The organism is Pseudobdellovibrionaceae bacterium (assembly GCA_023954155.1).
In the GTDB taxonomy this organism is placed as follows: domain Bacteria; phylum Bdellovibrionota; class Bdellovibrionia; order Bdellovibrionales; family UBA1609; genus JAMLIO01.
In genome coordinates, this window is record JAMLIO010000008.1 from 116,563 (window position 1) to 141,488 (window position 24,926).

Below are 24,926 nucleotides of genomic sequence, written 5' to 3' on the forward strand. Positions count from 1 at the left end.
AATTTATCTTATGTTTCACATAGTCCATGTCCCAGTTCAAAGTCATGCTTCAATCTGGGACAAAGTAAGCTTAAACTTTGACTTTTGTATATACATGTATATACAATAATACAATGTTACTTTATGAAGTCATTGATATATTAAAAAGTCACAGGCTTAAATATGCTCTAGTGGGCGGATACGCTTTGGCCCTACACGGTATCATAAGAGCCACTGTGGATGTGGACCTTGTGTTAAATCTTACGCTTTCAGATTTTGAACACGCCGAAAAGGCTTTGATGAAAATAGGTTTAAAATCGCGTTTACCTATTCGAGCCCAAGACGTGATTAAAATGCGTAAAGAATATATCGAAAACAGAAACCTTATGGCTTGGTCCTTTGTCGATTATCAAAACCCCTCCCGCCAGGTAGATATTCTTATTACTGAAAATTTGAGTGATTTAGATGTTGAGTCTGTCTCTGTAAGTGGGCGTAAAATTTCTGTTGTTTCTTTAGAAGGTCTTTTAAAAATGAAGCTCAAATCTCATCGCGACAAAGATCAGCTCGATATTAAATTGATAAAGGAAAAGCTCGGTGAAAAAAACCATCCCCCAAAAAAATGAGAACATTTCCCCTGAAGAGGCTTTAAACTTCTTAGAAGGCATGAGGCAGCTCATGGAACAAAAAGATTTGCCCACCACCCCTATTAGCATAAGAATTCCTGCTAACCTTTTAAATCTTCTTAAGTCCAAAGCAAAAATTGAGAAGAAAAAATACCAATCTTTAATCATTGAATACATCCGCGAAGGGCTTACACATCCTACGAAATGACCTTCCTAAAAAAAGGGGCTTAAAACTGCCCTTGTGTGATTCTTAGACAGTCAGAGTCTCTATATTGAATTTGAAGGGGTATATCACTTGCTGAATACGTCTTATCAAAATAACAAAATGGAGACTTATTATGCCAATAAAACCCCTCATTTCTAAACAGAATTTCGCGTATTTAGCGACCACATTAACAACCACAGTGTTGTTTTCGGTGTCGACTTTTGCCCAAAGTACAGGATTTTCTATTGATAAATACTTACAAGAATGTGGTGGAAAGATTTATTCTACTTGTGATTCTGGAAAATTAAATCAAGAAACAATTTATAACGATGCTAAACAAGTAGCCATTCAAGAAAATAAACAGATTATGCTTGTTATTGGTGCTGACTGGTGTCCCGCATGTAGACAGTTCTCTGCGATGCTTAAAAGCGATGAAAAAAGAGAGCTTTTATTAAGTAAAGTGGTTCTTGTGGAATTAAATGGGGATTTGCGTTCAACTAAAGAACTGGCTGAAAAGCTTAACATTTCTTATTACGCCTACCCTCAAGCCTTTGTTTTAGATGCTAAAACCGATGCCGTAGATAAAATGTTTTATCCTTCGATGTTCCACAACGTTCAGGCTTTGGCTGATCATTTAGATTTAAAATCTTCTGTAGATGCTCAAATTCCGAAACCTCCACGCGTGGGGAATGTAGATGTGAGCGTGCTAGAGTCTGACATCGCACTTACAGATGATTTTGGTCCTTCCACTTTTTATAAAAACCCTACAACGACAGAACAAAAATTTATCAATCAAGGTATTGCTGCGATACATGTGTTCCATTATTTAGATGCCTACAGATCATTCAGTATGGCTGCAAAAGCCAATCCTAAATCTCCTATGGCTTATGTAGGTCAGATTATGGCAATGACCAACATTGATAGTTTTAACGGAGATTATTTCAATAAAAAGTCAGTACAACAACTTATGGAGATCTCTAAAGACCCTAATCTGACTGCCGAAGACAAAGTATGGATTCAGTTTGGTAAATCTTTAGCCATCAGTAAAGCTTCTAGTTATACACAAGACGAACTTGCAGGCACAAAACCCATGATGTTTGCTTATCAAGATGTGATCACCGTAGATAAAGACAACTACGATGGACACGGACTTATCACTTGGCTTTTGATCTCTATGATGCCGTCTCCTGATAAGGTATTTAACGAGATTCTTAAAAAAGACCCTCAAAACGCAGGAGCCCATCACTATCTGACCCACGTGGCAGAAATGCGCAATGATATGCAAAAGGCCAGACACCATGCTGCGATTTTAAAAGACATCGCCAAAGGTTCTGCCCATGCTCAACACATGTATGGTCACACCTTACCGCAAAGAGGAGATTGGGAAGAGGCTTTAAAGTATTTTAAACTGGCTCACCAAATTCATATTGATTGGGCTAACAAATATAAAATCGCCCCTGAACAAGATTGGCACTATGGTCATAACTTAGATTTAATGGCAGCAGCTTACTTAGGTTTAAATCAATTTGATATGGCCATTCAAGTGTGGGGTGAAGCGCAGAAGTTCGACTCCAGAGCCCTTCCGCATTTGATTGCACTGATGGTGATCAATGACGACAAAGACGTCGACCAGATTATCGCTTATTATGAAAGAGCGGGTTACGTTGACTACTTCAAACCACTAAGAACGGAGCTTGATTTAACAACTAGCAATGTCACCAATGCCCTTCTAGGAGAATCAAAGCTTGATAAATTGATGCAAAGAGTACGAGTGGAATACCTCGCTCGCCAAGGAAAAAGTGGCAACGCTGTCTCTGATTTCTTGGGTGGAATTTTAGGTTCTAAACCTGCTACTGATGAAACTTTTGATAAGACACTCAACACAGATATCACCTCTTACCTAGCTAATAAATTTACACAAGGTGGATTTGATGGCTGGAGTAATGCGTATCTTGAACTTTTAAGACTAAAACGTGTGGCTAAGATTTTATCTTTAGATGATCTCACATCTGCACTTATGCCTCTTGAGTTTACTGTGCAAGCTGGTGGTCTGTGCAGTTCAAACCCCGAAGGAAAGAGTCTGACTAAATGTTTAGAATAGCTCTAAAGGCCCTTCCTAAAGGGCTTCCCTTATTTTTACTTTTTAAATCTGTAGGGCCAAAATTGCGCCCTACTTTTTTTGATCTTCGATATATGAGGTCTGATAAGGCCCACCCTTGGCACTGTTTTTGTATTTCTATTAGTTTATTTGGAGGAAGTGTTTTATGAAAAACCTTAAACTGATTTTGATCGCTCTACTTACTGTAAGTGTCCTTACAGCATGTGATGATGGCGGTAATGGTGGTTCTTCTTCAGAGCATAGCGACATTAAAAAAGCAAAGCAGCTTGTTAAAAAGTTTGAAACAAGCAATGTCATCGTTAAAGGTTATATCCGCCCACAAAATTCTTATGATGTGATTCGTACTCTATCCATGCACGGTATAAATACAGCCCAGTCTTTTTATCAAATGCATGAGATTGGATGTATTAAGACTGATGGCGAATTGCAACTGACTTTAGACAAAGAGATCAACACCGCTTCACTTATTGTGGGGACGGTTCATTCTAATAAAAACAAAGAAAAGGCCACTTATGTTCAAACCAATAAGCCTGACTCTTGCTATATGGGAGCGTCAAGACTGACTGTAGGATTTGGACCTTATGCACACTCTAGAGATTGGAAATGGAAGAAGATTTCAAATTGTAACACTTTAGTGACTCATGCGGCTTTAAAACGTGTGGATAAAGAACAAATCAATCAATACTCTTATTCCAGTCTAACTCCACCTAACTACCCTGCTTATAATAGTTTTGATGTGGATTATTGGAGTACCCCTCGTTGGAGTCCTTATAGACCTAATATAGAACGCGAAGACTCTTACTTTTTACTTCAGTCTCGTGGAACAAGATATTATGGCCCCGCTAAAAACGATCACTTTGCTTCTTTTCATGATCGCGCAGTGTTTGTAAGTGAAACGGTGTCTTTGGCTAATGTCAGTTCTGGTTGTGCAAAGACAGTATACTATGGCCGTGCGATGTCGCCACAGGGTCCTGTTGTCTCTGCAAACATTCAAATTCAATTGATCCCCTAGAAAATAAAATTCGCAGCTATTAACACCAACACAATAAAACCCACAGTCACCATGTGGGTTTATTTTTTCCAAAGTGAAGTCCGATCCGCATGCAAACCCTATATAGTAATATCGCAAAACTTCTTTGCGTCCCAACGATCCATCTGGTCTCTCATCGCTACAATTCTTGGCGGATAGGGACTGAAGTTTTTTCTTGAATATAAGGGGCACTATCTTTTTCCTGTCGCCCATGATAAGCCCCTTTTTATGTCTAAATTATGTTTTATTCCTTTAAATGAGATTGATGATCAAGGCCGTAGCTTGGTTTTTGATTCCTACGAAGCCTTGGGGGGCGACCCTAAAGAGCTGGATTTGTTTAATTTTAACTGCCAAGTTAAAATCCATAAAGCGGGAGACGGATACTATATCAATGGCAAGGTGCAGTTTAAGCGCGCCCTGCCCTGTTCTTTATGTGGGGCCGACTCCTCTTATTCACAAAACCTTAAAATTGAAGAGTTTTTGCGTTTAGACCCTTCTTTTGATGCCGCCGATGAGGATGTGGCCAAAAGTGATGAGTCTAATTCTTTAGTGGTGCGCTCGGCGATGTGGAACTTTAAAGAGTTCATCAGAGAGACCATTTTGCTTGAAGAGCCTGTTCAATTCTACGCCCATGATGAGAACCCCTTAGACACCTGCCCCGAGTACGAAAACCTCGTTAAAAAGGGCATTTTAACGGGTGAGGACGAAAATAAAGGCTCTAATGCCTTTGAAGCTCTAAAAAATTTAAGATTCTAGGTTGATTTTTTAACTAAAGCCTGTAAAAACAGTAGCTTAATTGTACGGCTTAATATTATTTTTGCGCCTAATTTGAGGAGGTCTCTATATGCCGATGCCTAAGAGTAAAATTTCTAGATCTAAAAAAGGGATGAGACGTTCTCATGACGCTTTAAAAGCACCAACTGCAAGCAAGTGTTCAAACTGTGGAGCTTATCATAAGCCTCATCACCTATGCTTATCTTGCGGTTACTACAACGGTAAAGAAGTCGTTTCAGCTCAATTATAATTGGCAACGCTGTCGGTGTTTAAACTGACAGCGACCTACGACTTAAGATTTGCTGTGTGAACTCAAAAAATAAAAATTAAAAGTGCAAATCTAAGTCTTACAAAGCCTTGGGGGAGTGCTTCTATGTACCAGTCGTGTGTTAAAGGAACAGGTTCCTACCTACCTAAAAAAGAACTTACAAATAAAGACTTAGAAAAACTTGTCGAAACTTCTGATGAGTGGATATTAAGTCGCACAGGCATTGCCTCGAGGCATATTGCCGCTGACAATGAGGTGACCAGTGATCTCGCTAAGGTCGCTGCGGAACGTGCCATCGAAGCCGCAGGAATCTCGGTCAAAGATATTGATTTTATCTTTTTTGCCACCACTACCCCTGATCAAATCATGCCCAACTCGGCCTCTGTACTCCAGCACAAATTAGGGGCTTCTCATTGCGGAGCCTTAGATGTTACAGCCGCCTGCTCTGGGTTTTTATATTGTCATTCAATTGCTGACCAAATGATCCGCTCTGGGGCCTATAAAAATATTCTTGTTGTGGGAGCTGAAGTGCTCTCACGTTTTGTCGATTATGAAGATCGCACTACATGTATTTTATTTGGTGATGGTGCAGGGGCTGCAATCATCTCTCGTGCGGATCAAAATTCAGAGTCTAAGGTCTATGGGCACAAATTAGCTGCCGATGGGTCTTTAGGTGATCTGTTGGCACTTCCTGCAGGGGGTTCTGCTCTTCCTGCCCGCCAGAATACGGTGGATGAAAAGTTACACTTTGTAAAAATGAACGGTCGTGAAATTTTTAAAGCGGCTGTACGTACAATGGCGAAATGCTGTGCGGAAGTTTTAGAAGAAACAAAAATGCAAGCAGAACAGATTGATTGGTTAGTTCCACACCAAGCCAACACTCGTATTGTTGAAGCCGTAGTGAAGCAATTTGATTTTCCTATGGACAAAGTCATCATTGAAATTGAACGCATGGGGAACACTTCAGCAGCCACTATCCCTGTAGCCCTTGATAAGGCCGTTCGTGATGGACGCATTCAGCGTGGTCAAAATATCATGTTCACTGCCTTTGGCGGTGGACTGACCAGTGGAAGTTTATTTATTAAATACTAATTTTTAACAAGGTAAGATGTATGTCATTAGCTTTTGTTTATCCAGGTCAAGGAAGCCAATCCGTAGGAATGGGAAAGTTTTTATTTGAAAACTTCACCACAGCTAAAAGAGCTTTTGAAGAGAGTTCGGATGCCATTTCAGTGGATATGAAAAAACTCTGCTTTGAAGGCCCTGAAGAGACTTTGATGCTCACAGAAAACACACAGCCCGCCATTGTGACTGTGTCTGCCGCAGCCACTTTAGTTTTAAAAGAAGAGTTTGGGCTAAATCCCAGTACAGTTGCAGGTCACTCTGTGGGTGAATATGCCGCGTGCATCGCCGCCGAAGTCTTAAGTCTATCTGATGCTGTTGTGGCAGTTAAAAACCGAGGCCAATACATGCAAGAGGCCGTACCCGCAGGCGTAGGTGCTATGGCCGCCTTTATGGGTGTAGAAGCCAGTGATGTGGTGAGCATCTGCAAATGGGCCGAGTCTACAAGTGGTTTAGGTGCACTTGAACCAGCTAATTTTAATGCTCCTGGACAGATTGTGATCAGTGGTCATGCAAAGGTGTTAAGTTGGCTTTCTGATCATTTAGATCAGTATCCATGGCCTGGGGAAAAACCTAAAAGACTCAAAGTGATTCCTCTTAAGGTCTCTGCCCCTTTCCATTGCTCTTTGATGTTACCTGCACAAGAAAAAATGCAAGTGCTTTTAGAAGGCATGAATTTTAATGCTCCTAAGTGTCAGATCATTCAAAATGTCACTGCAGATGTAACTACTGATCCTGCATTGATTCGTAAAAACTTAGTCACTCAAATGAGTGGATCTGTGCGCTGGATTGAAAGCATGGAAAAGTTAAGTGAGCTAGGCGTCACTCGGGCCATTGAAGTCGGATCAGGACAAGTGCTTAAAGGGCTTATGAAAAAGATTTTGCCTGAGTTTGAAAACTTTAAAAACATCAACAGCTTAGAAGAGATTAAAAGTTTATCGTAAATTTAGGCTTGAGTGCCAAAAGCAAAACTTTAGCTTTTGCGTTTTATAGAGGGGGAAATCATGTTCTCAGTTCAGGACAAAAATATTTTTATTACAGGTTCCAGTCGAGGCATTGGTGCGGGACTCGCACAACTGTTAGCGCAAGCAGGTGCTAAAGTGACCATCACCTATGGGGCGTCTAAAGAAGCTGCGGAAAAACTTCACAGTGATCTTCCAGGTGCAGGTCATCTGCTTTTACACATGGACATGAATAACGAAGACTCTGTCACTAAGGCGTTTAACGAAGCTTTAGAGAAGTGGGGTGGAAAATTAGATGGTCTAGTGAATAACGCAGGTATCACCCGTGACCAACTGCTTTTAAGAATGAAATCTCAGGATTTTGATGATGTATATCAGACCAATCTACGAGGCAGCTTTTACACTACGAAATTGGCTCTTAAGCCCATGATGAAGCAAAAAAAAGGCTCCATTGTGAACATCTCTAGTGTGGTGGGCTCTATGGGAAATCCTGGACAGGCCAACTATGCCGCCACTAAAGCAGGCTTAGAGGCCTTCACTAAGTCTGTGGCTAAAGAGATTGGCTCTCGTGGTATACGAGTCAACTCGGTGGCCCCTGGGTTTATCAAAACAGATATGACTGAAAATCTGTCTGAAGATCAGAAAACAGCCCTCACTGAAGGACTCCCCTTAGGACGTTTAGGGGAAGTGCAAGACATTGCAGCGGCTGTGATCTTTCTTTTAAGCGATGCCTCGTCCTATGTGACAGGCCATACGCTCCATGTAAACGGCGGAATGTATATGGACTAGTGCCGTTAGGGGCATTATAGAGGTCATAGGCACTATATGAAGTTTGAGTTATGACAAAGAGCATCTTAAGTGCAGTTAAATGTGGAAATGAAAATTTAAAAGTTTATATTTACTAGGTTAAATTAACAGAAAAAAAATATTAGAGATCGAAATACGGAGGAAATATGTCTTTAGATCCAAAAATTAAAAAAATCATTGAAGATCAATTAGGTGTTGAGGGTGATAAAGTAAAGCCTGAGGCTTCTTTTATTGACGATCTTGGGGCTGACAGTCTGGATATCGTTGAACTCGTCATGGCTATGGAAGAAGAGTTTGGTCTTGAAATTCCAGATGAAGATGCTGAGAAACTTAAAAAAGTTCAAGATGTTGTTGATTACATCCAAAGCAAACAAGGTTAATTTTATTATTTAAATTTTAAAGAGACTCTTAAAAGCCAATTGGTGTTTTTTAAGGGTCTTTTTTTTAACTGTTAATTCAAAGATGCCAACATAATAAGGAAGGTTTATATGTTTAACAGAACTCCCAAAGAACAAAGACGTGTTGTAGTCACAGGGATGGGTGCATTGTCCCCTCTGGGTCTAAGTGTGACCGAGTCATGGGAAAAGGCCATCAATGCTCAATCTGGAATTGGAAAAATTGAAAGTTTTGATACAGAAAATTACGCCGTAAAATTTGCAGGCGAAGTTAAAGGTTTTGATCCAGAAGCCTATGTTTCCAAAAAAGATATTAAAAAAATGGATCGCTTTATCCCCTTCTGTTTGGCCGCAACGGATATGGCCATTAAAGATTCGGGTTTAGATTTAGATAAAATCAATTTACAACGAGTAGGTACACTGATTGGTGTGGGATTAGGTGGTCTACCTTATATCGAACAGCAGCACCAAGTGCTTATGGAAAGAGGGCCCAGCCGACTTTCTCCATTTTTTATTCCTTCTACTATTTCTAACTTAGCCCCTGGGCATGTTTCTATGAAATATGGATTTCAAGGACCTAATTTCACCGTGACTTCGGCTTGCGCTTCTGGGGCTCACGCGATTGGAGAAGCCGCAAAATACATTCGTGATGGTCATTGCGATGTGATGATTGCAGGAGGCTCTGAGTCCGTGGTGTGTGGTATGGCTATAGGTGGGTTTGCGGCTATGAAAGCCCTTTCCACTCGGAATGACTCTCCTCAAACTGCGTCCCGTCCCTTTGATAAAACTCGCGATGGATTTGTGCTTTCTGAAGGTGCGGCCACTTTAATTTTAGAAGACTACGAAGTAGCTAAAAAACGTGGAGCTAAGATTTATGCTGAAGTCTTGGGTTATGGTTTATCTTCTGATGCTTACCATATGACTTCCCCTGCTCCTGAAGGTCGTGGGGCCGCACTGGCTATGCGTGTGGCTTTAGAAGACGCTGAAATCAATCCTGAAGACATTCAGTACATCAACGCCCATGGCACAAGTACTCCTGCGGGAGACGAACTGGAAAGCATGGCCGTAGAAAGTGTTTTTGGGGATCATGCTAAGAAACTTTGGATGAGCAGCACAAAAGGCGTGATGGGTCACTCTTTAGGAGCCGCAGGAGCCATTGAAAGTGTATTTTCCATTATGGCCTTACACACAGGTGTTGTGCCCCCAACGGCTAACCTTGAAACTCCTGATGAGAACTGTCGTTTAGACTATGTCCCAGGTGCGGCAAGAGAAAAGGCCTTATCCGCAGTTTTAAATAACAGCTTCGGTTTTGGTGGTACAAACTGCTCTTTGATTTTTAGTAAAATTTAAACCTTCATAAGCTGCAAGCCACGTCGGTAAACTTACGCACAAACTATTCTTAGATCTTTAATAAAATTTAAACTTTAGAACACCCTTTGATTTATCAAGGGGTGTGTTTTTAAAACGGATATTTTTATACCCTAAAGCTCTAGCCAGTATCTTCTTAAAAATTCATTTTTCTCTTCGTCAAAGAGCTTGTTCTCAAGACATCCACCAAACTTTTCAATGATCTTTTGTGAAGCCACATTTGAGTCTGAACAAGTGATAAGTATCTTTGTAAGCCCTAGGTCCTTACAGCACTGAAGTCCTTGCCTTAGTATTTCTGTTGCATATCCCTTTTGGCGATGCTTAGGACTCACCGCATACCCCACATGCCCTCCCCTTTGAAACAAAAAATCGTTGAGTTCATGGCGGATACTCAGACGACCTACGATGACCTCTTTACTCTTGCCATGTTCTGTTACTGTGACAAAACCATAAAGCATCGTTGAAGGTACTCTGTGGGATGGAATTTTGTTTTTATCCTTTTGATCTTTAAGAACTTGTAAGTGCTCACTATGAGTCATTTCTTTAGTCCAAACAAACGAATACCACTCAGGGTCTTCGCCTACCCAATCTTTAAGACCTTCCCTAAAGGCCCGCTCGTCATCGGCGGTGAGTTCTCTTAATATCAACTTCAAGGTTCTTTCTCCCCTATTTCTTTTTCTTTACAATAAGAAATTTGGAATATCCATAACACTTTAGACAAAAGCTTTTCTAAAGGGCTCATCTATACTACAAATAGTTTATGACACAAAGAATATATATTGCTTCGGACCATGCGGGTTTTGCCCTTAAAGAGTCTTTAAAAGACAGATTTCAGGATATAGCCTGGGTGGATTTGGGACCCTTTGATGATCAAAGAGTCGATTATCCCGACTTTGCTAGGCACCTTACACTTAAAGTGAGTCAATCTGATTTTAAAACCTTAGGGGTTCTTATTTGTGGTTCAGGACAAGGAATGGCTATCGCTGCCAACAAGCAAGGCGGCATTCGTGCAGCCCTCTGCTGGAACGAAGAGGTGGCCAAGCTGGCTAGAGAACACAATGACGCCAACGTGCTTTGTTTAAGTTCACGCCTTGTAGACACTGAAACTAATTTTTTGATCTTCCAAACTTTTTTAAATACAGAATTTGAAGGTGGACGACACTTAGAAAGAGTCAAAAAAATTGAAAAGGACTAGTCTTCATTCATACGGAATAACATAAGAGCAAATTAAAAAGACTAGGGCTAAAGAGATACAAAATGGATTTTAAAATTTAAACCATAAAGGACACTGTCATGGATTTTTTAAAACAAACTGACCCCGAAGTTGCAAGTCTGATTTCCCAAGAAAATGAACGTCAGATTTCTGGTCTAGAGATGATCGCTTCAGAGAACTACACCTCGCAAGCGGTGATGCAGGCTCAAGGTTCTATTCTGACTAACAAGTATGCGGAAGGTTATCCTAAAAAACGTTATTACGGAGGATGTGAGTTTGTGGATGGCATCGAGCAATTAGCCATTGATCGTGCGTGCAAGCTGTTTAAATGTGATCATGCCAACGTTCAACCTCACTCTGGATCTCAAGCCAATATGGCCGTGTATATGGCCGCCCTTGAACCAGGCGACACGGTTCTAGGAATGGACCTGTCCCAAGGTGGACACTTGACTCATGGGTCTCCTGTGAATTTTTCGGGCCGTTTGTATAATGTGGTGGGGTATGGGATTGATCCTCAATCACACCGCATAGATTACGATCATGTTTTAGATCAAGCCAAAAAAGTAAAACCTAAAATGATCATTGCAGGATACAGTGCTTATCCCAGAGAGTTAGACTTTAAAAAATTTCGAGACATTGCTGACCAAGTTGGAGCCAAACTACATGTGGACATGGCCCACTTTGCGGGACTTGTAGCTACAGGCCACCACTCCTCTCCTGTGGGCCACGCTCATTTTATCACCACAACCACACACAAAACTTTACGTGGCCCGCGTGGCGGAATGATCTTGTGTGATGAAGAGAATAAAAAACTGATCAACTCCAGAATCTTTCCTGGCATTCAAGGCGGACCTCTTGAGCATATTATTGCCGCAAAAGCCGTTTCGTTTAAAGAAGCTCTAGAACCTTCATTTACAGACTACATTGATCAAGTGGTGAAGAATGCTAAAGTTCTTGCGGAAGCCTTAATGTCTTATGGATATGAGCTGGTCAGCGGTGGAACAGACAACCATCTTATGCTGATTGATTTACGCAATAAAGGTCTAACGGGCAAAAAAGCAGAAGAAGTTTTAGACAAAGCAGGTATCACTACCAATAAAAACACAGTTCCTAACGAAACAGAAAGTCCTTTTGTGACTAGCGGTATCCGCATTGGAACTCCAGCCCTGACCACACGTGGGATGAAAGAGGAAGAGATGCGAAAGATTGCCGCGTGGATGAACGAAGCTCTGACTCATGCTGATCACGCCGAGACTTTGAGTAAAATCAAACAGGAAGTTTACGCCTTCACAAGAGACTTCCCTATCTATAAAAGTTAAGACACCCCTCTTCTTTTTGCAAAGACGAGGTGCCGTCTTTCCTTTTTTATTATCTATTTTATAACTAAAGAATTTTTTAAAGCGACAATAGACGTCGCTTTAATTTTTGCATCTAACTTTAGAAGAAACCTAAACTTCTTGACATGGGGATTGCAAATTTTATTTGCCAGCGCCAAGTAAAGATTGTTTTACGGATTCTAGTTGTTTGTCTACGGTTTTACCTAACCACACAGCAAAAACTTCGTTCACAAAACCTTCGTGGCCCGTGATGGCTTCAAACTGCTCGCCTCTTTTGATGTACAGGGTTTCAGCTTTAGCATCCTTAGAACCAAAAATGATAATTTGCTCTGCTTTTTGAATTTTTGCAGCACTGATAAGTTTCATAAAGTCTTGATGGGCTTGTTGTTCTCCATCAATGCTGTTCACTTTATAAGAATCTATTAAGGCTTCCTTAAGTTTATCCCCACCAAAACTTCTTAAGGGTGTCATCACCACGGCTTTTTGTGGTGAGGATAAAATTTTAAATTCACTCTGTTCAGATAGTAGTTCTTGTGTTGTGTACAGAGTAATTTTGTACACATCTACGTTTACAATAGCCACTTTCTTTTTTCTAATACCTTCGCCGTGTTTTTTTAAAGCTTTTTCTGCAGCAGACGTCGTAAAAACCACTTCATCGTTTTTAATTTCTAAACTTTTTATGGTAGAATCAGAAGTGGACTTTGTGGCTTCTGCTTTTTTGTTCACAGGTGTCACTGCAAAAGCAGTTACAGCAAAAGTCAAAGTGAGAAGCACGGCAGTGGCTATAATGGTAGAAATCGAAAATAAAGGGCGAGTAAAGGACTGATGATTGTTAAACTTAAAGCTCATACTATAAACTCCTTAAAATGTGTTTTAGCACTTACCCTAAAGTCTAATCTAAATTTTACAGCTGACAAGTTGCAAACTCTCATGTCCCTAGTTCTTATTGCAATCTTGTCAGGGTCTTGTGCCACCGCGCCTAAAGAAGGCGATCCTCGATATTTTAAACCTTATGATACAGAAAACGCCTATAACACTTGGACATCTCCCACAGATCCCAACGTGACATTGACGCAAAAATTTAAACCTCCTAAAAATCCCAGACACCGTGGAGTGGACCTTGCGGGCAAATCAGGGCAACCCATCTATGCGGCAAGAGCAGGTACAGTGGTTTATGCAGGGCAAAAGTTTCAAGGGTATGGGAAAATGCTTTTAGTGGAACATGATTCCTCATGGACCACTTTGTACTCGCATTTAAGTCAGTTTAAGGTTCGTAGTGGTGACACCGTAAAACAAGGCCAAATCATTGGTTTAATGGGACGTACAGGACGAGCCTCAGGTGTGCATTTACATTTTGAAGTGTACTACAACAAGATCCCACAAGACCCTTTAAAAATTGTACCGATGAAATATAAAACCAGATAAGAATTCAAAAATTAAAAAGACCCTGCCCAACGCAAATGGACTCAAGTTCTGAAGTTTTACAGTTTTTTTGAAAGAGTCGTCCTCAGGGCCATCACAGTGCAAACCTAGATAGATAAGTCGATCTGCATGCTATGAGCTTTAAAAATATGATTTAACTTTTATCCCGCTAAAATAATGGGATTGTCTTCAGAGTTCACGCGCATAAAATCACTGCGACGTAGACCTAAATTGACAAAGTCGATCTGAGATTCCAAAGCTTCAAAGGTCTTCATCTGTCTATAGATGTGATTCACCTTTTTTTGTACAAAGCGAAGAATTTGTTTTTTGTATTTGGCTCTAAGCCCCACAAACTGAATACTAAAAGTTTCACTGTGGTTTTTACCATCTACAATGCTTAATTTTTCTTGCCTTAGAATCACAGCTCTAGAATTAAAAGATTTTAATTTAAATTTGGAATTAAAAGGAACATGGACCTTCACTTCATCATTAAGTGCCACTTCTCCATAAGGGATTTCCACACGCGCACCCCCTGCGCTAAGCTGTAAGCATTTGGCATTTAAAACCTTGCCATTATGAATGATCACAATGGGATGGGATTGTAATTCAATACGAATATGAGAACGAATTTGTGCGATCTCTTTACGAGGGCTGTAATTGTATAAGAAGTTTTCAATAAACTTTTGAGAAAAACAAGTGTACTCCGTAATCTTTTTCCAATTGTCTTCCAGATTAGAACGCACATACTGATGTCTGGTGATACTTTTTGATAAGATCATTAACGAAAGTTCAGGATAACTGTAAGGGCCCATCCAGCGCTGCCCACACTTAAGATACCAAATCTGACTTAACAAACGTATTTCCTGAGAAGTAAAATATACTTGCATAAGCTACTGTCCTTAGGGCCTAGGGCTTTTACCCCACCCACTAGACAACTCTTCGGCAAGACTTCCCTGCGACTTAAGTCCTTGATCTCATTTTGATGCGTTTTAATCTTAAAAGCTCTGCCAATGCAACGCGTCGTCTGCAGGGCTCCTTGTGTTATGCCCCGACTTTGGCAATCCTAACCTTAAGTCAGGATGAACGATGAGGGGTGTATAATGTCTATTTTGTCCGCTTTATCTATAAAAAAAACTCTATCTAGTGGCTTTGTTGCCTGTTTACTTAGCGCAACCCTTACGACAGGCGCGTGGGCTGACACTCAGATCGCAGAGCCTGCTCGGGCTAGTTTGGCCACTCCCGATTGGTCTTTGATCAACTTACGCTTAGAAGATGTCGCTCAAGATCATATCAATGCCTTTGGGTTTATCATTGATGCCCATGCCGAGATCGACCTTCAAAATACAGATTGGGATGCAGGGAATTTGAGTTTTCGCTTTGATGTTCAGTCCTCAGATCTTTTGCTGCTTTCAACACCCAATCCACTCAGCGTTCAGCTTTCTGGTCAATTCGATGTGAAAACCACTGACCTAGGTGCGGACAAAAAAGTCGACCTGACAGCAGAGGTGTCGCTCAATGGGGATGTGGTTTCTGTTTTACGTCATATCAATGAACTCATCGCTGATTGCAGCACTTATGATCTATCAGATATGTTTATGGTTCACTTTTGTGCTTACTCTGAACATGTCGCACAGAACGATGATGCTTCCACTTACCAACCTGCTTTAGAATCCTTAAGAGACGCTTTGGTGACTCTAGCACCTAATAATAACAGAGTGCCTTTGATTCCTCCTTTTAATAATCAAAAAGGTTGGATGGATGAGTTTTTTAATGTTCTTATAGGAGCTTTAATCACAGGAGATGACACGTCTTCTAGTGTGGTGGCCGAGATTGATCTGTCTACACTTTTAAATTTCCCTGCGCAAGGACAAGCGGTTTTAAAAATCAGCAATGGTTCTTTATTGGTATCACTTACGGGTGAAGCGATTCTGTCTGAGGCCGAGTATTCTTCATATAAAAACACTTTGCAAAGAGGACTACTCTTGCTTCAAGATGGCGATCCAGATTTTATGTCTGAGATTTACCAATACAGCTTTTTAGTTTTTGGTTTGATTGAAGGGTTTTTAAACTAGATTTAATAAATCTAAAATTCTACTTGTATTGTAAATAAATATCTATTTCGGTTGATTTCAGCAATGGAAGATGGTGGCGTGACTCCGCTTCCGTATTTGTAGCTGTTTAACTCGTAGGCCAAAGAAAGTTCGTAGGCCCAAATGTCATTCTGATTTTTCAAAACCAATGCCGTATGGTAGTCTTTGGCTTTATACTCATCTGTGCTGTCTAAGCCTTTACCGTATATGCCTACCAGTCCCCATTTTCCTAATGTGGATTCGTTGAATATCCATTCAAATTTTAGAGCACCGATATTGACCTGTTGCCTAAAAGATTCAAGCACAAAAATAGGTGTAGTTCTTTGATATAGGAGCCATCTGCTTTCTTTAAGATTAGCTCCCACACTCAGATGATCTGAAAGATGCAAATTAAAGCCCAAAGTCAGCTGGCGATCGTATTCACCCACAAGATCAGATTGGGTAAGGTCTTTGGACTCGGCATTGACAATAAGAATGTATCTATACAGGCCATATACAGAAAACCAGTCCGTAAAGTACTTAGAGGTCCCCACCTCGATTCCCGTGGTTAAAAGACTGATCTCATCCACGATGCCCATTCCTTTTGCGTTGGAAAATTCTGCCCCATTGATAATTCCTAGAACCAACGACCACTCATACTTATTGACCTCTTGATTTGAAATTTTAGCGATCTTAGGGGTCTGCTGTGAATCGTATCTTAAAGCTTGGTTTGGCTTTGCCGTAGACGAATCTTTAAAATCATGAGGGTCTGTCTGTGGAGGATTGAATGTATGCCGTGCTTGAGTATCTATTGGAACTTCTGGAGGAACGACTGAAGGCGAAAGAGGAGCCATCAAGGCGATTTCTTTTTCTTTTAAAGAGTAAAACGTTTCAATATCTGTAAACCTAAGATTTTTAGCGCTTAAAGAGGACCAAATGCTTGCAGGAGTTTGAGTTAAAACCTCTTCAGACACATACCCTACACGATAACAATGCTCTATCACCCAAGCTTTATCTGGTCTTTTACTCCAAGGTAAAATTTGAGTGTAAGACTCAACAGGAACTTGAAGACTTCGGCTGGGGTTTAAAATCTGGGCTCGACGTTTAAGTTCAACTTGCACTTGGGATCGGGGTTCGATTTCTAAAATTAAAGACTCTAGGCTTTTATTTTTTTGCGGATTTATTAAGCAAATTTCCATGTCACGGGAAGAACTGGCCTGTGGTGTTCCTGTTTGTGCCCAAGATTCTAAAGCCAAGCAAAGAACTAAGAGCAGCAGTCCCCCACCTCTCCAAAAGCCTACGATAGGCTTTAAAATAGTCCTCACAAGTGGTGTAACTGCGTTGAGATTTTGGGTCCAAGACATACGCGAAACTATCGGTTGATAGAGGGGCTTTTCTCAGTCCAGATGACATAAAAATTATATATAAAGTGAGAGGTCAAAGTTGAGAGTCCACAGGCTAAAGTGGATCAAAATCATATATAATACCAAAGAGAAAAAGCCTTCTTTTTTTCCCCTTTTTGTTGCCTGACCGAGGGGATTTGTGTAGTTTGAGGGTTCCAACTTTAGTCTATCTTATGCGGAGTTAGCTCAGTTGGTAGAGCACCAGCTCGACAAGCTGGGGGTCACAAGTTCGAGTCTTGTACTCCGCACCAATCGCAAATCCCAATAGTGTTTCTTGAAATTGATGTTTTTGCACTTATTTCGTTCATTAAATATCTGTAGAAAAACAATCACTAACAATTATCTATACTTAGTACATTGAAGCTAACACAGCTGGTTAGATGCTAGGCACTCGTGATATTGAGAGAATTTCATCTCATATTAAGGATTGGATATCGCAAGTGGGAGTTTAAAATAAGAATTAGAAAACTCTGTTTTTATATAGCTTTATAGAGCTAAGTAATACTTAGCTCTATAAATTAAACTCAGTACCCAAATACAACGAGTCCCCACACATTTGTATATCTGTCCGATTCAAAGAATGAAGCTAAGCGTTTATAAACGGTATTAAATTCTTTTCTTGGACTCATATCCCTGTTTTGTCGCAATTCTTGAGGAACCATTAAAAATAGAAAGTTTGCTTTCTCACAAAGATGACATTTCCAGAAATCCAGCAAGTCCATATTGTTGATAGTGACTTTTCCTCTCTCAACTTCCAAAATAATACCTGTATCTTTGATAGGGAGATAATAGTCAGGTCTCAATAGCTGATTGGTAGCATCTTTAAAGAGTCCTTTAGCTTCAGAGGTAAAGCCGAGTTCAAGCGCTTCTGTTAAAAAACAATTCTGAATATCATGGCTAGATTTTCCTGGCTGATTGCTAAGACAAATCTGATTGTAAATCTCATCACGATTGAGAATGGACAAAAGTTTATTTGCAACCCCATCAACTTCATTTTTTAAAGCTGAATCAATATCGTCTCTGAAATAACTTACCATTTGTACTGACATTTAACTATCCTATCAAATTATGTCGTAGATATAAAAAAGATAATTTAAAACTGACGAGGTGGTTTGTATAAGCACAGTTGGTCTGTGGACCATGATGTGCCCTTATCATTTAAGGTTTCGCTTTTATAAAGTACGTTTAATTTTCCACCACGAATTTTATTGATTTCAAAAGTTTTTCTAGTTGTAGTTTTTATTCCATTACAGGTTCTTTCTAAAGTCTCAATACTTTTAATATTTACCTTATCTCTCATCTGAGTTTCTATAGTGACTACATTATGGCAAGCCAAGGTTCCTGTTTGAGTTTTTACCATGTCTGAATACTCTCTTCGACTACTAGGAGATACAGAAAACACAATTCCATTTCCGAAATAAAAGCCATCTTCTTTCCTGTCAAAAATTGTCACTTGTGTATCATTTCCACTTGCGTGGACGTCAAAGTTTCCCTCAGGACAAGATGCGCCTTCTGACTTTTGCAGCTCGAGTTGGGACTTATGAAGTTCTTGGAGAATCTGGGGAATTTTATTTTTTGTTACTGTATTTTTAGGGTTTGGCGGTTGTGGCTGGGTTCGAGGCTTACCACTACCTGTACCATCGGCAATTTCACCTGCATGAGCCACAGAAAAACTTAACAGACTTATCAGTATTATTTTTAACATAAAATCCCCCAATATAGAGAACCCAAGGTGTGTCTATAGCTATGATGATAAAAGATTTTTATGTCCTTACAACGTAATATTTATTAAAACCAATATCATGTAGACCATATCATTTTACTAGACCTTTGGCCTTAGAAAGCTGGGATGTACGTTGAAAATAAAAAGTTAGATTTTTAGTTCTGCCGAATCTGAAAAGTTCTTAAGCCAACTTGTAAAGAAATGTGCAGGCGTAATGTCATAACCCAATTTTTGTGCGGACGTCATTTGCATGCAGCTCATTCCGCAAACATCAATGGTTTTAAAGATTTCAAGATCGTTTTGTAAGTTTATAGAAAGGCCCTGCCCCACCCAACCTTGAGAGTAAGAGAGCCCTGCAGAGACTATTTTTTTGCTTTCAATGTACATCCCGTAGTTCTTTTCAAAATCAATTTCAGTTTTGATTCCATAACCAAGAAAGGTCTTTTGGGTCACTTTAAATAAAAACTCTAAATAATCTTTAATCCCCATCTGTAACTTTTTGATGTTCATAATAGGATAAATGGTCAGTTGCCCTGGGTTGTGGATTGTTAATTTTCCACCACGAGAAACCAAATACATATCCATGTCATGATCTCTAATATCCCAATCTGATCTGCGCTCCTCATAGTCTTTCCATAAGCTTCGCCCCACACTTAAGACAGCTTCATGCTCACAGCCCAGTATGTAAGCCGAGTCCATATCTTGTAAGTCTTGTTTTTCCTTCTGCAGCTCTTGCCCCACAGCCATAGACACAAGGCCTAGCCATTGCGACGCAACCTTTAGAGGCTTAATAAGAACTGGGGGCTTGCGCTGGGGTGCTGCTCGGTTTGGCAAAATCTTCTTCCGTCATTGGGGTTAATATTAAGGTCTCTTCAACAATTTCTTTCTTATAAGGTCCTTTTAAAAAGTGCAATCTAGAAATCTCTTTAAGAATAGACATGGTGGCTGGGCGCACAGAAAAGGTGACCTCGTCTCCAGAAAAACTATAAATTCGAAATCCCTTGATCTCTTTAAAAGCCTCTTTGATCTGGTCCATGATCTTTTCAATCTCGTGGTAAGTAAGACTTGCTTTAAACTGCACAAAGAGCTGGGGTTCCTCTGGAACCAAAAGAACCTTATCCTTACGAAAGAACGTCTTCATTCTTTGGCCGAGATCCCCCACCTGTTCTATATTCACAATATCTTTGTCTGATTCGGGAATAAAAATATCTGAAGGTTCTGCTAAAGAATTCACTTTAATGTCTTTTAAAATAAATTCCTCAGGCTTTTCGGTATCATAGATCATATTTCCTGAGATCAAATATTGAGTGTTATTCTGTATTAACTGATCCACAGTGTCTGCTGTAAATTCTTTGACGGTGACAAAATTAAAGCCCAAAAAAATGTTATCCTGTTTTAACTCTTCAACAATTTTCTTTAAAATTTCCTTGTAAACCTCTGGAACTTTTTTGCTTTTGGCAGTCCACCATTTATAGGAAGACATATTTTCGGCATTGATCAAAGTGATGTAAGGCAGGGCTCTTATTTTTAGTGGATCTTTGGTGGATAAGGCCTCTTCTTTAGAATCCATCTCTTTAATCTTGGCGTTCTTGTCTGACTTGGAAGTTTGAGATTGTACTTCCTTGACTTTGGTTGACGAGGTCTTTGCCTGCACTGCTTTAGACCCCTCGTTCTGAGTCTGTATTCTCTCGGTCTTCTGGGTTTGCGCTAAGGAGTTTACTGTATTTTGGGGACTGTCTTCTTGAGCTTTAACAAGAAGACAAAATGTGATTAAAAAAAAGATTATTGTTTTTTTCATGGGATTTATTGGTCGAAATAAATATTATGTAACGGAAAAAGTTTGTTTAATTTTTGCAAGAATTCCACTTCAGGGTAAATGCCCTCTTCACTAGACACTTTCATAAGTACGTTACGTTTGACGTCTTGCATTTCTACATTCAAGTAAAGTTGGGTTTTTCCTGGGTGGCTCACCGCTAGACCTTCAAGCAGTGGCAACACTTTGATCAGCTCTTGGTCTTTGGTTTTAATGACTAATTTATTTTTTTTGCTCAATTCCCCCATTATGGATTGCACGTTGGAAATAAAGAGTTTCTTTTGGTTTTCTTCGATCTCCATTTTTCCAGTAAAGACCAACGGCACGTCTAAAGGCAGCTCCATTTTAAATTTATCATACGCATCTGGAAAAATGATGGCCTCAAAGCTTTCAAACTCATCTTCAACTTGTAAGAAGGCCATTCTTGTTCCCTTTTTAGTGATGATTTCACGTTTATCCGTGATCATCCCCAACCACTGCGTCATCTCTTTATGGGTCTTGGGATCAATCAAAGTTTTGGTTTTAAAAAAATGATCCATGCCTTCCAAAGGGTGTCCCGACAGATAAAATCCCAATACCTCTTTTTCGTCATTTAAAATAGAACGTGGGTTATCTGGTTCTTTATTAGGAACAATCACCTTTTGCACACTGTCTTCTGTATCTAGGTTTGCAAATAGATCAAATTGACCAAGTTCTTTATCTTTGCGCTGACGCTCTTGGCTTTCAATGAATAAGGGATAACTGTCTAGCAGTTCACGTCTATTGTACCCAAACTCATCCAAAGCCCCTGCCTTAATTAAACTTTCAATAGTTTTTTTATTCACTTTGCGCAAATCCACCGAAGCAAAAAAATCATCCAGAGTTTCAAACTTCTGCTGGGGCTGCTCAGCCCTTGCTTGAATGATGGACTCTACTGCTGCCCCACCCACACCTTTAATAGCCCCTAAAGAAAAAATAATATCATCCCCATTTACGGTAAATAGATATTCAGAGACATTCACTGATGGTGGTAGAACTTTAATTCCTTTTTTAGCAGCATCTTTGGTGTACTTGACCACATTGTCTGTATTGTTCATCTCTGTACTTAACAGTGCGGCATAAAATTCTACAGGGTAATAATGCTTAAGCCATGCGGTCTGTGCGGTGATCACACAGTAGGCGGCGGCGTGAGATTTGTTAAAACCATATTTGGCAAATTCCGCCATCATATCAAAAAGTTCATTGGCTTTTTTCTCATCAAAATTATTTTCTCTGGCTCCTTTAAGGAAACGCTCTTTTTGCATTTCCATTTCTGAAGCAATCTTTTTTCCCATCGCACGACGAAGCATATCGGCTTCGCCCAAACTGTAATTCGCGATCTTTGAGGCCACGAGTTGCACTTGCTCTTGATAAACCACAATCCCGTAGGTCTCTTCTAGAATAGCCTCAAGTTCAGGGAAAATATATTTAACGGAAGTTTCACCATGTTTACGTTTTAAATAATCTGGAATCATGTCCATAGGACCAGGTCGATACAAGGCCGTAATAGCCACTAGGTCTTCAAAGCGACTAGGTTTAGCTTTGACAATCAAACTGGTGATCCCCGCGCCTTCAAATTGAAAGACCCCTGCCGTATCCCCTTTTTGCATCAGCTCATAAATTCCAGGATCTGACATGGAGATTTGTGCATGAGTTATGGTTTTTCCACGATTGGCTTTAATAAAATCAAAGGCCTTTTGAATATGAGTCAAAGTCTTTAAACCCAAAAAGTCAAATTTGATCAGTCCAATCTTTTCGGCATGCTTCATGTCGTATTGAACAACGTTTTCTCCGTCTGCGCCTATGTACAAAGGAGCATGGTTCATAATTTGACCATCAGCGATGATCACACCCGCAGCATGAATACCCGCATGTCTGACTAAACCTTCAATCTTTAATGCCAGATCAATTAAGGTTTGCACTTGTGGGTCTTGTTCCATCAGTTCTGCAAACTGTGGTTCTGCTTCAAGAGCCTCAGAGATAGTGATCCCTAATTTTTCAGGAACCAGTTTGCAAATATGATTGACCTCTGTAAATGAAAATCCTAATACACGTCCCACGTCACGCATGGCCGCGCGAGTTTGTAACTTTCCATAAGTGATGATCTGGGACACACTTTGAGGGCTGTACTTTTCAGTCACATACTGAATCACTTCAGGACGACGATCCTGACAGAAATCTATATCAAAGTCAGGCATGCTGATACGCTCTGGATTTAAGAATCTTTCAAAAATCAAATTATAGCGTAAAGGATCAAGATCCGTGATCTTAAGACTGTACGCCACCAGAGAACCCGCACCTGATCCACGACCAGGTCCGACGGGGATATTGTTCTTCTTCGCCCAGCCAATAAAGTCTTGGACTATAAGAAAGTATCCATTAAAGCCCATTTGGCCTATAACCTGAAGTTCAAAATCCAAACGCTCATAGTACTTAGGTTTTTCATCTTCATTCAGTTCATTTCTGGATTTTAACTCTTCAAACCGTTCTTCTAGTCCTTGCAATGCCACGGCCTTAAGTTCATCACCTAGGTCCCTGCCCCCTTCAGTGGGATAAGTAGGCAGGTGATAAATCTGATGGCCCTTTTCGTCTTTGGTTTTAAGTTTTAAATTACAGCGGTCGGCCACCTCTAGGGTGTTGGTCACCCAATCAGGGTGGGCTGCAAAAAGGGCTTGCATCTGCTCTGCAGATTTCAAATAAAATTGATCTGTGCCTAATCTATATCGAGTTTCATCACGAAGAGTTTTGTTCGTACCTACACAGATCAAAACCTCTTGAGCAATTTGGTCTTCTTGATTGAGGTAATGCACATTGTTGGTAGCCACCACTTTAACGCCTAAAGCTTGTGAGGTCTGATTTAAAAAGGGATGGAACTGAGGTTCGTAAGTTAAGCCATGTCGGTTGGCTTCAAGATAAAGACGATCAGAAAAAATATCATGCAAAGACCGAACACCTGTAAGAGCTTTCTCTTCCCCTTTTTGATTAAACAAAAAATATAGCCATCCTTCGTGTCCACCTGTAAGTAAGATCAAATCTTCGCTGTAGGTTTTTAAACTGTCCCAATCTATAAAGGGAAGGTCTGCGTTAAGCTCTACCTTGTGGGCATAGCTCTGCGTGCTTAAAGCACATAAGTTTTGGTAACCTTTGTGGCTTTGAGCCAGCAGCACAATTTTTCCAAAAGCTGACGGGTTCTGCAAAGGTGTCTCTGGGGTTTCAGGAAGCCTGAGCTCTAGACCTAAAATCGGTTTAATGCCTTCTTTTTCACATGCAAAATAAAACTCAATAGCCCCAAACATATTTGAGGAGTCTGTCAGAGCCAAAGCAGGCATTTTATACTCTGCCGCCTTTTTCACCAGTCCCCCAATAGAGTTCGACGCCTCTAACAAGGAATAATGGCTATGGGTATGAAGGTGAACAAACGACATCTATCAAGTCTACGAAAAAGCAGAGAGTTTTAACATTTAAAACACAGCGCGCCACTCTCAGAAGCTCCCGCCATCGCTAGAAGAGTGAAGGTTTAAATCATATCCTTCTCGAAAGCCCCATCCGAGCGAGCAATGCGTATCCGACCAGCGTTGGCCTGTGGGGCCGAAAGGACCCAGAGGGTAACGTAGGCCGAAGACGCTTTGCACCCGAGTCGGTCTTTGGGGGTTTTGAGAAGGATATGATTTAAACCTTCACTCTTCTAGGGATGGCGGTCGACGATGAGGCCTGCGTAGGTTTGGGCGACGGGCATGATTTCTATGCTGTTGACATTTACATGCTTGGGTTGGGCGCTGGCCCAGTAGATGCTTTCGGCGATGTCTTCGGGTGTGAGGGCTTGGGTGTTTTTGTAGAGTTCTTGGGCTTTATTTTCATCGCCTCTAAATCTGACATAAGAAAATTCGGTTTCCCCGACTAAGCCAGGTTCGATATTGGTGACTCGAAGAGCTGTGCCGTGGAGGTCGGTTCTGAGGTTAAGGCTAAATTGTCTGACAAAGGCTTTGCTGGCTCCATAGACATTTCCGCCTTTGTAAGGCCAGCTGCCTGCAATAGAGCCAATATTGATAATGTGACCATGGTTGCGTTTGAGCATGGAAGGTAAAAGGGTGCGGGTCATATACACTAGGCCCTTATTGTTGGTGTCTATCACTTCTTCCCAGTCAGAAAGGTCAGCGTCTTGGGCTAGGTCAACACCTCTGGCAAGCCCTGCATTGTTCACTAAAATATCTATGTCTTGCCAAGCTTGAGGTAGGTTTTGCGGTAAAACTTCCACACTTTTACGATCTGTCACATC

General features: G+C 40.6%; 25 protein-coding genes and 1 tRNA gene. 16 read left to right on the forward strand and 10 right to left on the reverse strand.

Features of this window, described 5'->3' with window-relative positions; translation table 11 throughout:
• Positions 1 to 113: 113 nt before the first annotated feature.
• The 11 genes from M9899_10025 to fabF all read left to right on the forward strand — a co-directional run bounded on the left by M9899_10025 (position 114) and on the right by fabF (position 9,634).
• Positions 114 to 602 (forward strand): hypothetical protein, encoded by a 489-nt coding sequence (locus M9899_10025; GenBank protein MCO5114497.1) that lies wholly within the window; start codon positions 114 to 116, stop codon positions 600 to 602.
• Positions 574 to 810: a hypothetical protein gene (locus M9899_10030; protein MCO5114498.1), complete on the forward strand. Its 237-nt coding sequence runs from the start codon at positions 574 to 576 to the stop codon at positions 808 to 810. Before M9899_10025 ends, M9899_10030 begins: the two co-directional genes overlap by 29 nt.
• 130 nt (positions 811 to 940) lie before the next feature.
• Entirely contained in the window at positions 941 to 2,908 is a 1,968-nt protein-coding gene (locus tag M9899_10035) for a thioredoxin family protein (protein ID MCO5114499.1), read from the forward strand.
• A gap of 163 nt (positions 2,909 to 3,071) precedes the next feature.
• Positions 3,072 to 3,938 carry a hypothetical protein gene (locus M9899_10040; protein ID MCO5114500.1) on the forward strand — a complete coding sequence of 289 codons (867 nt, stop codon included), beginning with the start codon at positions 3,072 to 3,074 and terminating at the stop codon, positions 3,936 to 3,938.
• Positions 3,939 to 4,184: 246 nt separating this feature from the next.
• On the forward strand, positions 4,185 to 4,712 hold the full coding sequence (locus tag M9899_10045; GenBank protein MCO5114501.1) for a DUF177 domain-containing protein: 528 nt from the start codon (positions 4,185 to 4,187) through the stop codon (positions 4,710 to 4,712).
• A gap of 88 nt (positions 4,713 to 4,800) precedes the next feature.
• Positions 4,801 to 4,980, forward strand: coding sequence for a 50S ribosomal protein L32 (gene rpmF, locus M9899_10050; GenBank protein MCO5114502.1), 180 nt, complete (start codon positions 4,801 to 4,803; stop codon positions 4,978 to 4,980).
• 123 nt (positions 4,981 to 5,103) lie between these two features.
• The gene (locus M9899_10055; protein ID MCO5114503.1) at positions 5,104 to 6,090 is read left to right on the forward strand and encodes a ketoacyl-ACP synthase III; all 987 of its coding nucleotides are present in this window, start codon (positions 5,104 to 5,106) and stop codon (positions 6,088 to 6,090) included.
• A 20-nt stretch (positions 6,091 to 6,110) separates the two neighbouring features.
• Positions 6,111 to 7,064, forward strand: a complete 954-nt coding sequence (gene fabD / locus M9899_10060) for an ACP S-malonyltransferase (GenBank protein ID MCO5114504.1) — start codon at positions 6,111 to 6,113, stop codon at positions 7,062 to 7,064.
• Between the two features lie 60 nt (positions 7,065 to 7,124).
• Complete coding sequence (gene fabG, locus M9899_10065) at positions 7,125 to 7,871, forward strand: 3-oxoacyl-[acyl-carrier-protein] reductase (GenBank protein ID MCO5114505.1); 747 nt, start codon at positions 7,125 to 7,127, stop codon at positions 7,869 to 7,871.
• A gap of 164 nt (positions 7,872 to 8,035) precedes the next feature.
• Positions 8,036 to 8,269 (forward strand): acyl carrier protein, encoded by a 234-nt coding sequence (acpP, locus tag M9899_10070; GenBank protein MCO5114506.1) that lies wholly within the window; start codon positions 8,036 to 8,038, stop codon positions 8,267 to 8,269.
• A gap of 108 nt (positions 8,270 to 8,377) precedes the next feature.
• Positions 8,378 to 9,634, forward strand: coding sequence for a beta-ketoacyl-ACP synthase II (gene fabF / locus M9899_10075; GenBank protein MCO5114507.1), 1,257 nt, complete (start codon positions 8,378 to 8,380; stop codon positions 9,632 to 9,634).
• 131 nt (positions 9,635 to 9,765) lie between these two features.
• Here fabF and M9899_10080 read toward each other — a convergent pair whose 3' ends face one another.
• Positions 9,766 to 10,305: a GNAT family N-acetyltransferase gene (locus M9899_10080; GenBank protein MCO5114508.1), complete on the reverse strand. Its 540-nt coding sequence runs from the start codon at positions 10,303 to 10,305 to the stop codon at positions 9,766 to 9,768.
• A 107-nt stretch (positions 10,306 to 10,412) separates the two neighbouring features.
• Here M9899_10080 and rpiB point away from each other — a divergent pair, with 107 nt between their 5' ends.
• Positions 10,413 to 10,847, forward strand: a complete 435-nt coding sequence (gene rpiB, locus M9899_10085; protein ID MCO5114509.1) for a ribose 5-phosphate isomerase B — start codon at positions 10,413 to 10,415, stop codon at positions 10,845 to 10,847.
• A gap of 98 nt (positions 10,848 to 10,945) precedes the next feature.
• Entirely contained in the window at positions 10,946 to 12,184 is a 1,239-nt protein-coding gene (locus tag M9899_10090) for a serine hydroxymethyltransferase (protein MCO5114510.1), read from the forward strand.
• A 159-nt stretch (positions 12,185 to 12,343) separates the two neighbouring features.
• Here M9899_10090 and M9899_10095 read toward each other — a convergent pair whose 3' ends face one another.
• The gene (locus M9899_10095) at positions 12,344 to 13,051 is read right to left on the reverse strand and encodes a chalcone isomerase family protein (GenBank protein MCO5114511.1); all 708 of its coding nucleotides are present in this window, start codon (positions 13,049 to 13,051) and stop codon (positions 12,344 to 12,346) included.
• Here M9899_10095 and M9899_10100 point away from each other — a divergent pair.
• Positions 13,028 to 13,627: a M23 family metallopeptidase gene (locus tag M9899_10100; GenBank protein MCO5114512.1), complete on the forward strand. Its 600-nt coding sequence runs from the start codon at positions 13,028 to 13,030 to the stop codon at positions 13,625 to 13,627. The genes M9899_10095 and M9899_10100 overlap by 24 nt on opposite strands.
• A gap of 158 nt (positions 13,628 to 13,785) precedes the next feature.
• Here M9899_10100 and M9899_10105 read toward each other — a convergent pair whose 3' ends face one another.
• Positions 13,786 to 14,511 (reverse strand): PilZ domain-containing protein, encoded by a 726-nt coding sequence (locus M9899_10105; protein MCO5114513.1) that lies wholly within the window; start codon positions 14,509 to 14,511, stop codon positions 13,786 to 13,788.
• Positions 14,512 to 14,724: 213 nt separating this feature from the next.
• Between M9899_10105 and M9899_10110 the strand changes: the two genes are divergently transcribed.
• On the forward strand, positions 14,725 to 15,696 hold the full coding sequence (locus tag M9899_10110; GenBank protein MCO5114514.1) for a hypothetical protein: 972 nt from the start codon (positions 14,725 to 14,727) through the stop codon (positions 15,694 to 15,696).
• Positions 15,697 to 15,707: 11 nt separating this feature from the next.
• Here the strand turns inward: M9899_10110 and M9899_10115 are convergent, their stop codons facing one another.
• Positions 15,708 to 17,057: a hypothetical protein gene (locus tag M9899_10115; protein ID MCO5114515.1), complete on the reverse strand. Its 1,350-nt coding sequence runs from the start codon at positions 17,055 to 17,057 to the stop codon at positions 15,708 to 15,710.
• Positions 17,058 to 17,271: 214 nt separating this feature from the next.
• On the opposite strand from M9899_10115, the gene M9899_10120 reads away from it, so the two are divergent.
• Positions 17,272 to 17,347: transfer RNA gene (locus M9899_10120), tRNA-Val, on the forward strand.
• 273 nt (positions 17,348 to 17,620) lie between these two features.
• Here M9899_10120 and M9899_10125 read toward each other — a convergent pair.
• The 6 genes from M9899_10125 to M9899_10150 all read right to left on the reverse strand — a co-directional run.
• Positions 17,621 to 18,145 carry a hypothetical protein gene (locus M9899_10125; GenBank protein MCO5114516.1) on the reverse strand — a complete coding sequence of 175 codons (525 nt, stop codon included), beginning with the start codon at positions 18,143 to 18,145 and terminating at the stop codon, positions 17,621 to 17,623.
• Between the two features lie 44 nt (positions 18,146 to 18,189).
• Positions 18,190 to 18,801, reverse strand: a complete 612-nt coding sequence (locus tag M9899_10130; GenBank protein ID MCO5114517.1) for a hypothetical protein — start codon at positions 18,799 to 18,801, stop codon at positions 18,190 to 18,192.
• Between the two features lie 165 nt (positions 18,802 to 18,966).
• Positions 18,967 to 19,566 (reverse strand): lipoyl(octanoyl) transferase LipB, encoded by a 600-nt coding sequence (gene lipB / locus M9899_10135; GenBank protein MCO5114518.1) that lies wholly within the window; start codon positions 19,564 to 19,566, stop codon positions 18,967 to 18,969.
• A 40-nt stretch (positions 19,567 to 19,606) separates the two neighbouring features.
• Entirely contained in the window at positions 19,607 to 20,617 is a 1,011-nt protein-coding gene (locus M9899_10140; protein ID MCO5114519.1) for a hypothetical protein, read from the reverse strand.
• Positions 20,618 to 20,622: 5 nt separating this feature from the next.
• Positions 20,623 to 24,075 carry a DNA polymerase III subunit alpha gene (gene dnaE, locus M9899_10145; protein ID MCO5114520.1) on the reverse strand — a complete coding sequence of 1,151 codons (3,453 nt, stop codon included), beginning with the start codon at positions 24,073 to 24,075 and terminating at the stop codon, positions 20,623 to 20,625.
• Between the two features lie 260 nt (positions 24,076 to 24,335).
• Positions 24,336 to 24,926 (reverse strand): SDR family NAD(P)-dependent oxidoreductase (locus tag M9899_10150; protein MCO5114521.1); only part of this gene is annotated, 591 nt, incomplete at its 5' end.

Coding starts and splice junctions, on each gene's coding strand:
- M9899_10130 (MCO5114517.1), bottom strand. CDS start 18,801: ATGTTAAAAATAATACTGATAAGTCTGTTAAGTTTTTCTGTGGCTCAT.
- fabG (MCO5114505.1), top strand. CDS start 7,125: ATGTTCTCAGTTCAGGACAAAAATATTTTTATTACAGGTTCCAGTCGA.
- dnaE (MCO5114520.1), bottom strand. CDS start 24,075: ATGTCGTTTGTTCACCTTCATACCCATAGCCATTATTCCTTGTTAGAG.
- M9899_10040 (MCO5114500.1), top strand. CDS start 3,072: ATGAAAAACCTTAAACTGATTTTGATCGCTCTACTTACTGTAAGTGTC.
- M9899_10055 (MCO5114503.1), top strand. CDS start 5,104: ATGTACCAGTCGTGTGTTAAAGGAACAGGTTCCTACCTACCTAAAAAA.
- M9899_10090 (MCO5114510.1), top strand. CDS start 10,946: ATGGATTTTTTAAAACAAACTGACCCCGAAGTTGCAAGTCTGATTTCC.
- M9899_10100 (MCO5114512.1), top strand. CDS start 13,028: ATGATTGTTAAACTTAAAGCTCATACTATAAACTCCTTAAAATGTGTT.
- rpmF (MCO5114502.1), top strand. CDS start 4,801: ATGCCGATGCCTAAGAGTAAAATTTCTAGATCTAAAAAAGGGATGAGA.
- M9899_10095 (MCO5114511.1), bottom strand. CDS start 13,051: ATGAGCTTTAAGTTTAACAATCATCAGTCCTTTACTCGCCCTTTATTT.
- M9899_10105 (MCO5114513.1), bottom strand. CDS start 14,511: ATGCAAGTATATTTTACTTCTCAGGAAATACGTTTGTTAAGTCAGATT.
- M9899_10125 (MCO5114516.1), bottom strand. CDS start 18,145: ATGTCAGTACAAATGGTAAGTTATTTCAGAGACGATATTGATTCAGCT.
- acpP (MCO5114506.1), top strand. CDS start 8,036: ATGTCTTTAGATCCAAAAATTAAAAAAATCATTGAAGATCAATTAGGT.
- M9899_10035 (MCO5114499.1), top strand. CDS start 941: ATGCCAATAAAACCCCTCATTTCTAAACAGAATTTCGCGTATTTAGCG.
- M9899_10115 (MCO5114515.1), bottom strand. CDS start 17,057: ATGTCTTGGACCCAAAATCTCAACGCAGTTACACCACTTGTGAGGACT.
- fabF (MCO5114507.1), top strand. CDS start 8,378: ATGTTTAACAGAACTCCCAAAGAACAAAGACGTGTTGTAGTCACAGGG.
- M9899_10025 (MCO5114497.1), top strand. CDS start 114: ATGTTACTTTATGAAGTCATTGATATATTAAAAAGTCACAGGCTTAAA.
- rpiB (MCO5114509.1), top strand. CDS start 10,413: ATGACACAAAGAATATATATTGCTTCGGACCATGCGGGTTTTGCCCTT.
- M9899_10110 (MCO5114514.1), top strand. CDS start 14,725: ATGTCTATTTTGTCCGCTTTATCTATAAAAAAAACTCTATCTAGTGGC.
- lipB (MCO5114518.1), bottom strand. CDS start 19,566: ATGGCTGTGGGGCAAGAGCTGCAGAAGGAAAAACAAGACTTACAAGAT.
- M9899_10140 (MCO5114519.1), bottom strand. CDS start 20,617: ATGAAAAAAACAATAATCTTTTTTTTAATCACATTTTGTCTTCTTGTT.
- M9899_10045 (MCO5114501.1), top strand. CDS start 4,185: ATGTCTAAATTATGTTTTATTCCTTTAAATGAGATTGATGATCAAGGC.
- fabD (MCO5114504.1), top strand. CDS start 6,111: ATGTCATTAGCTTTTGTTTATCCAGGTCAAGGAAGCCAATCCGTAGGA.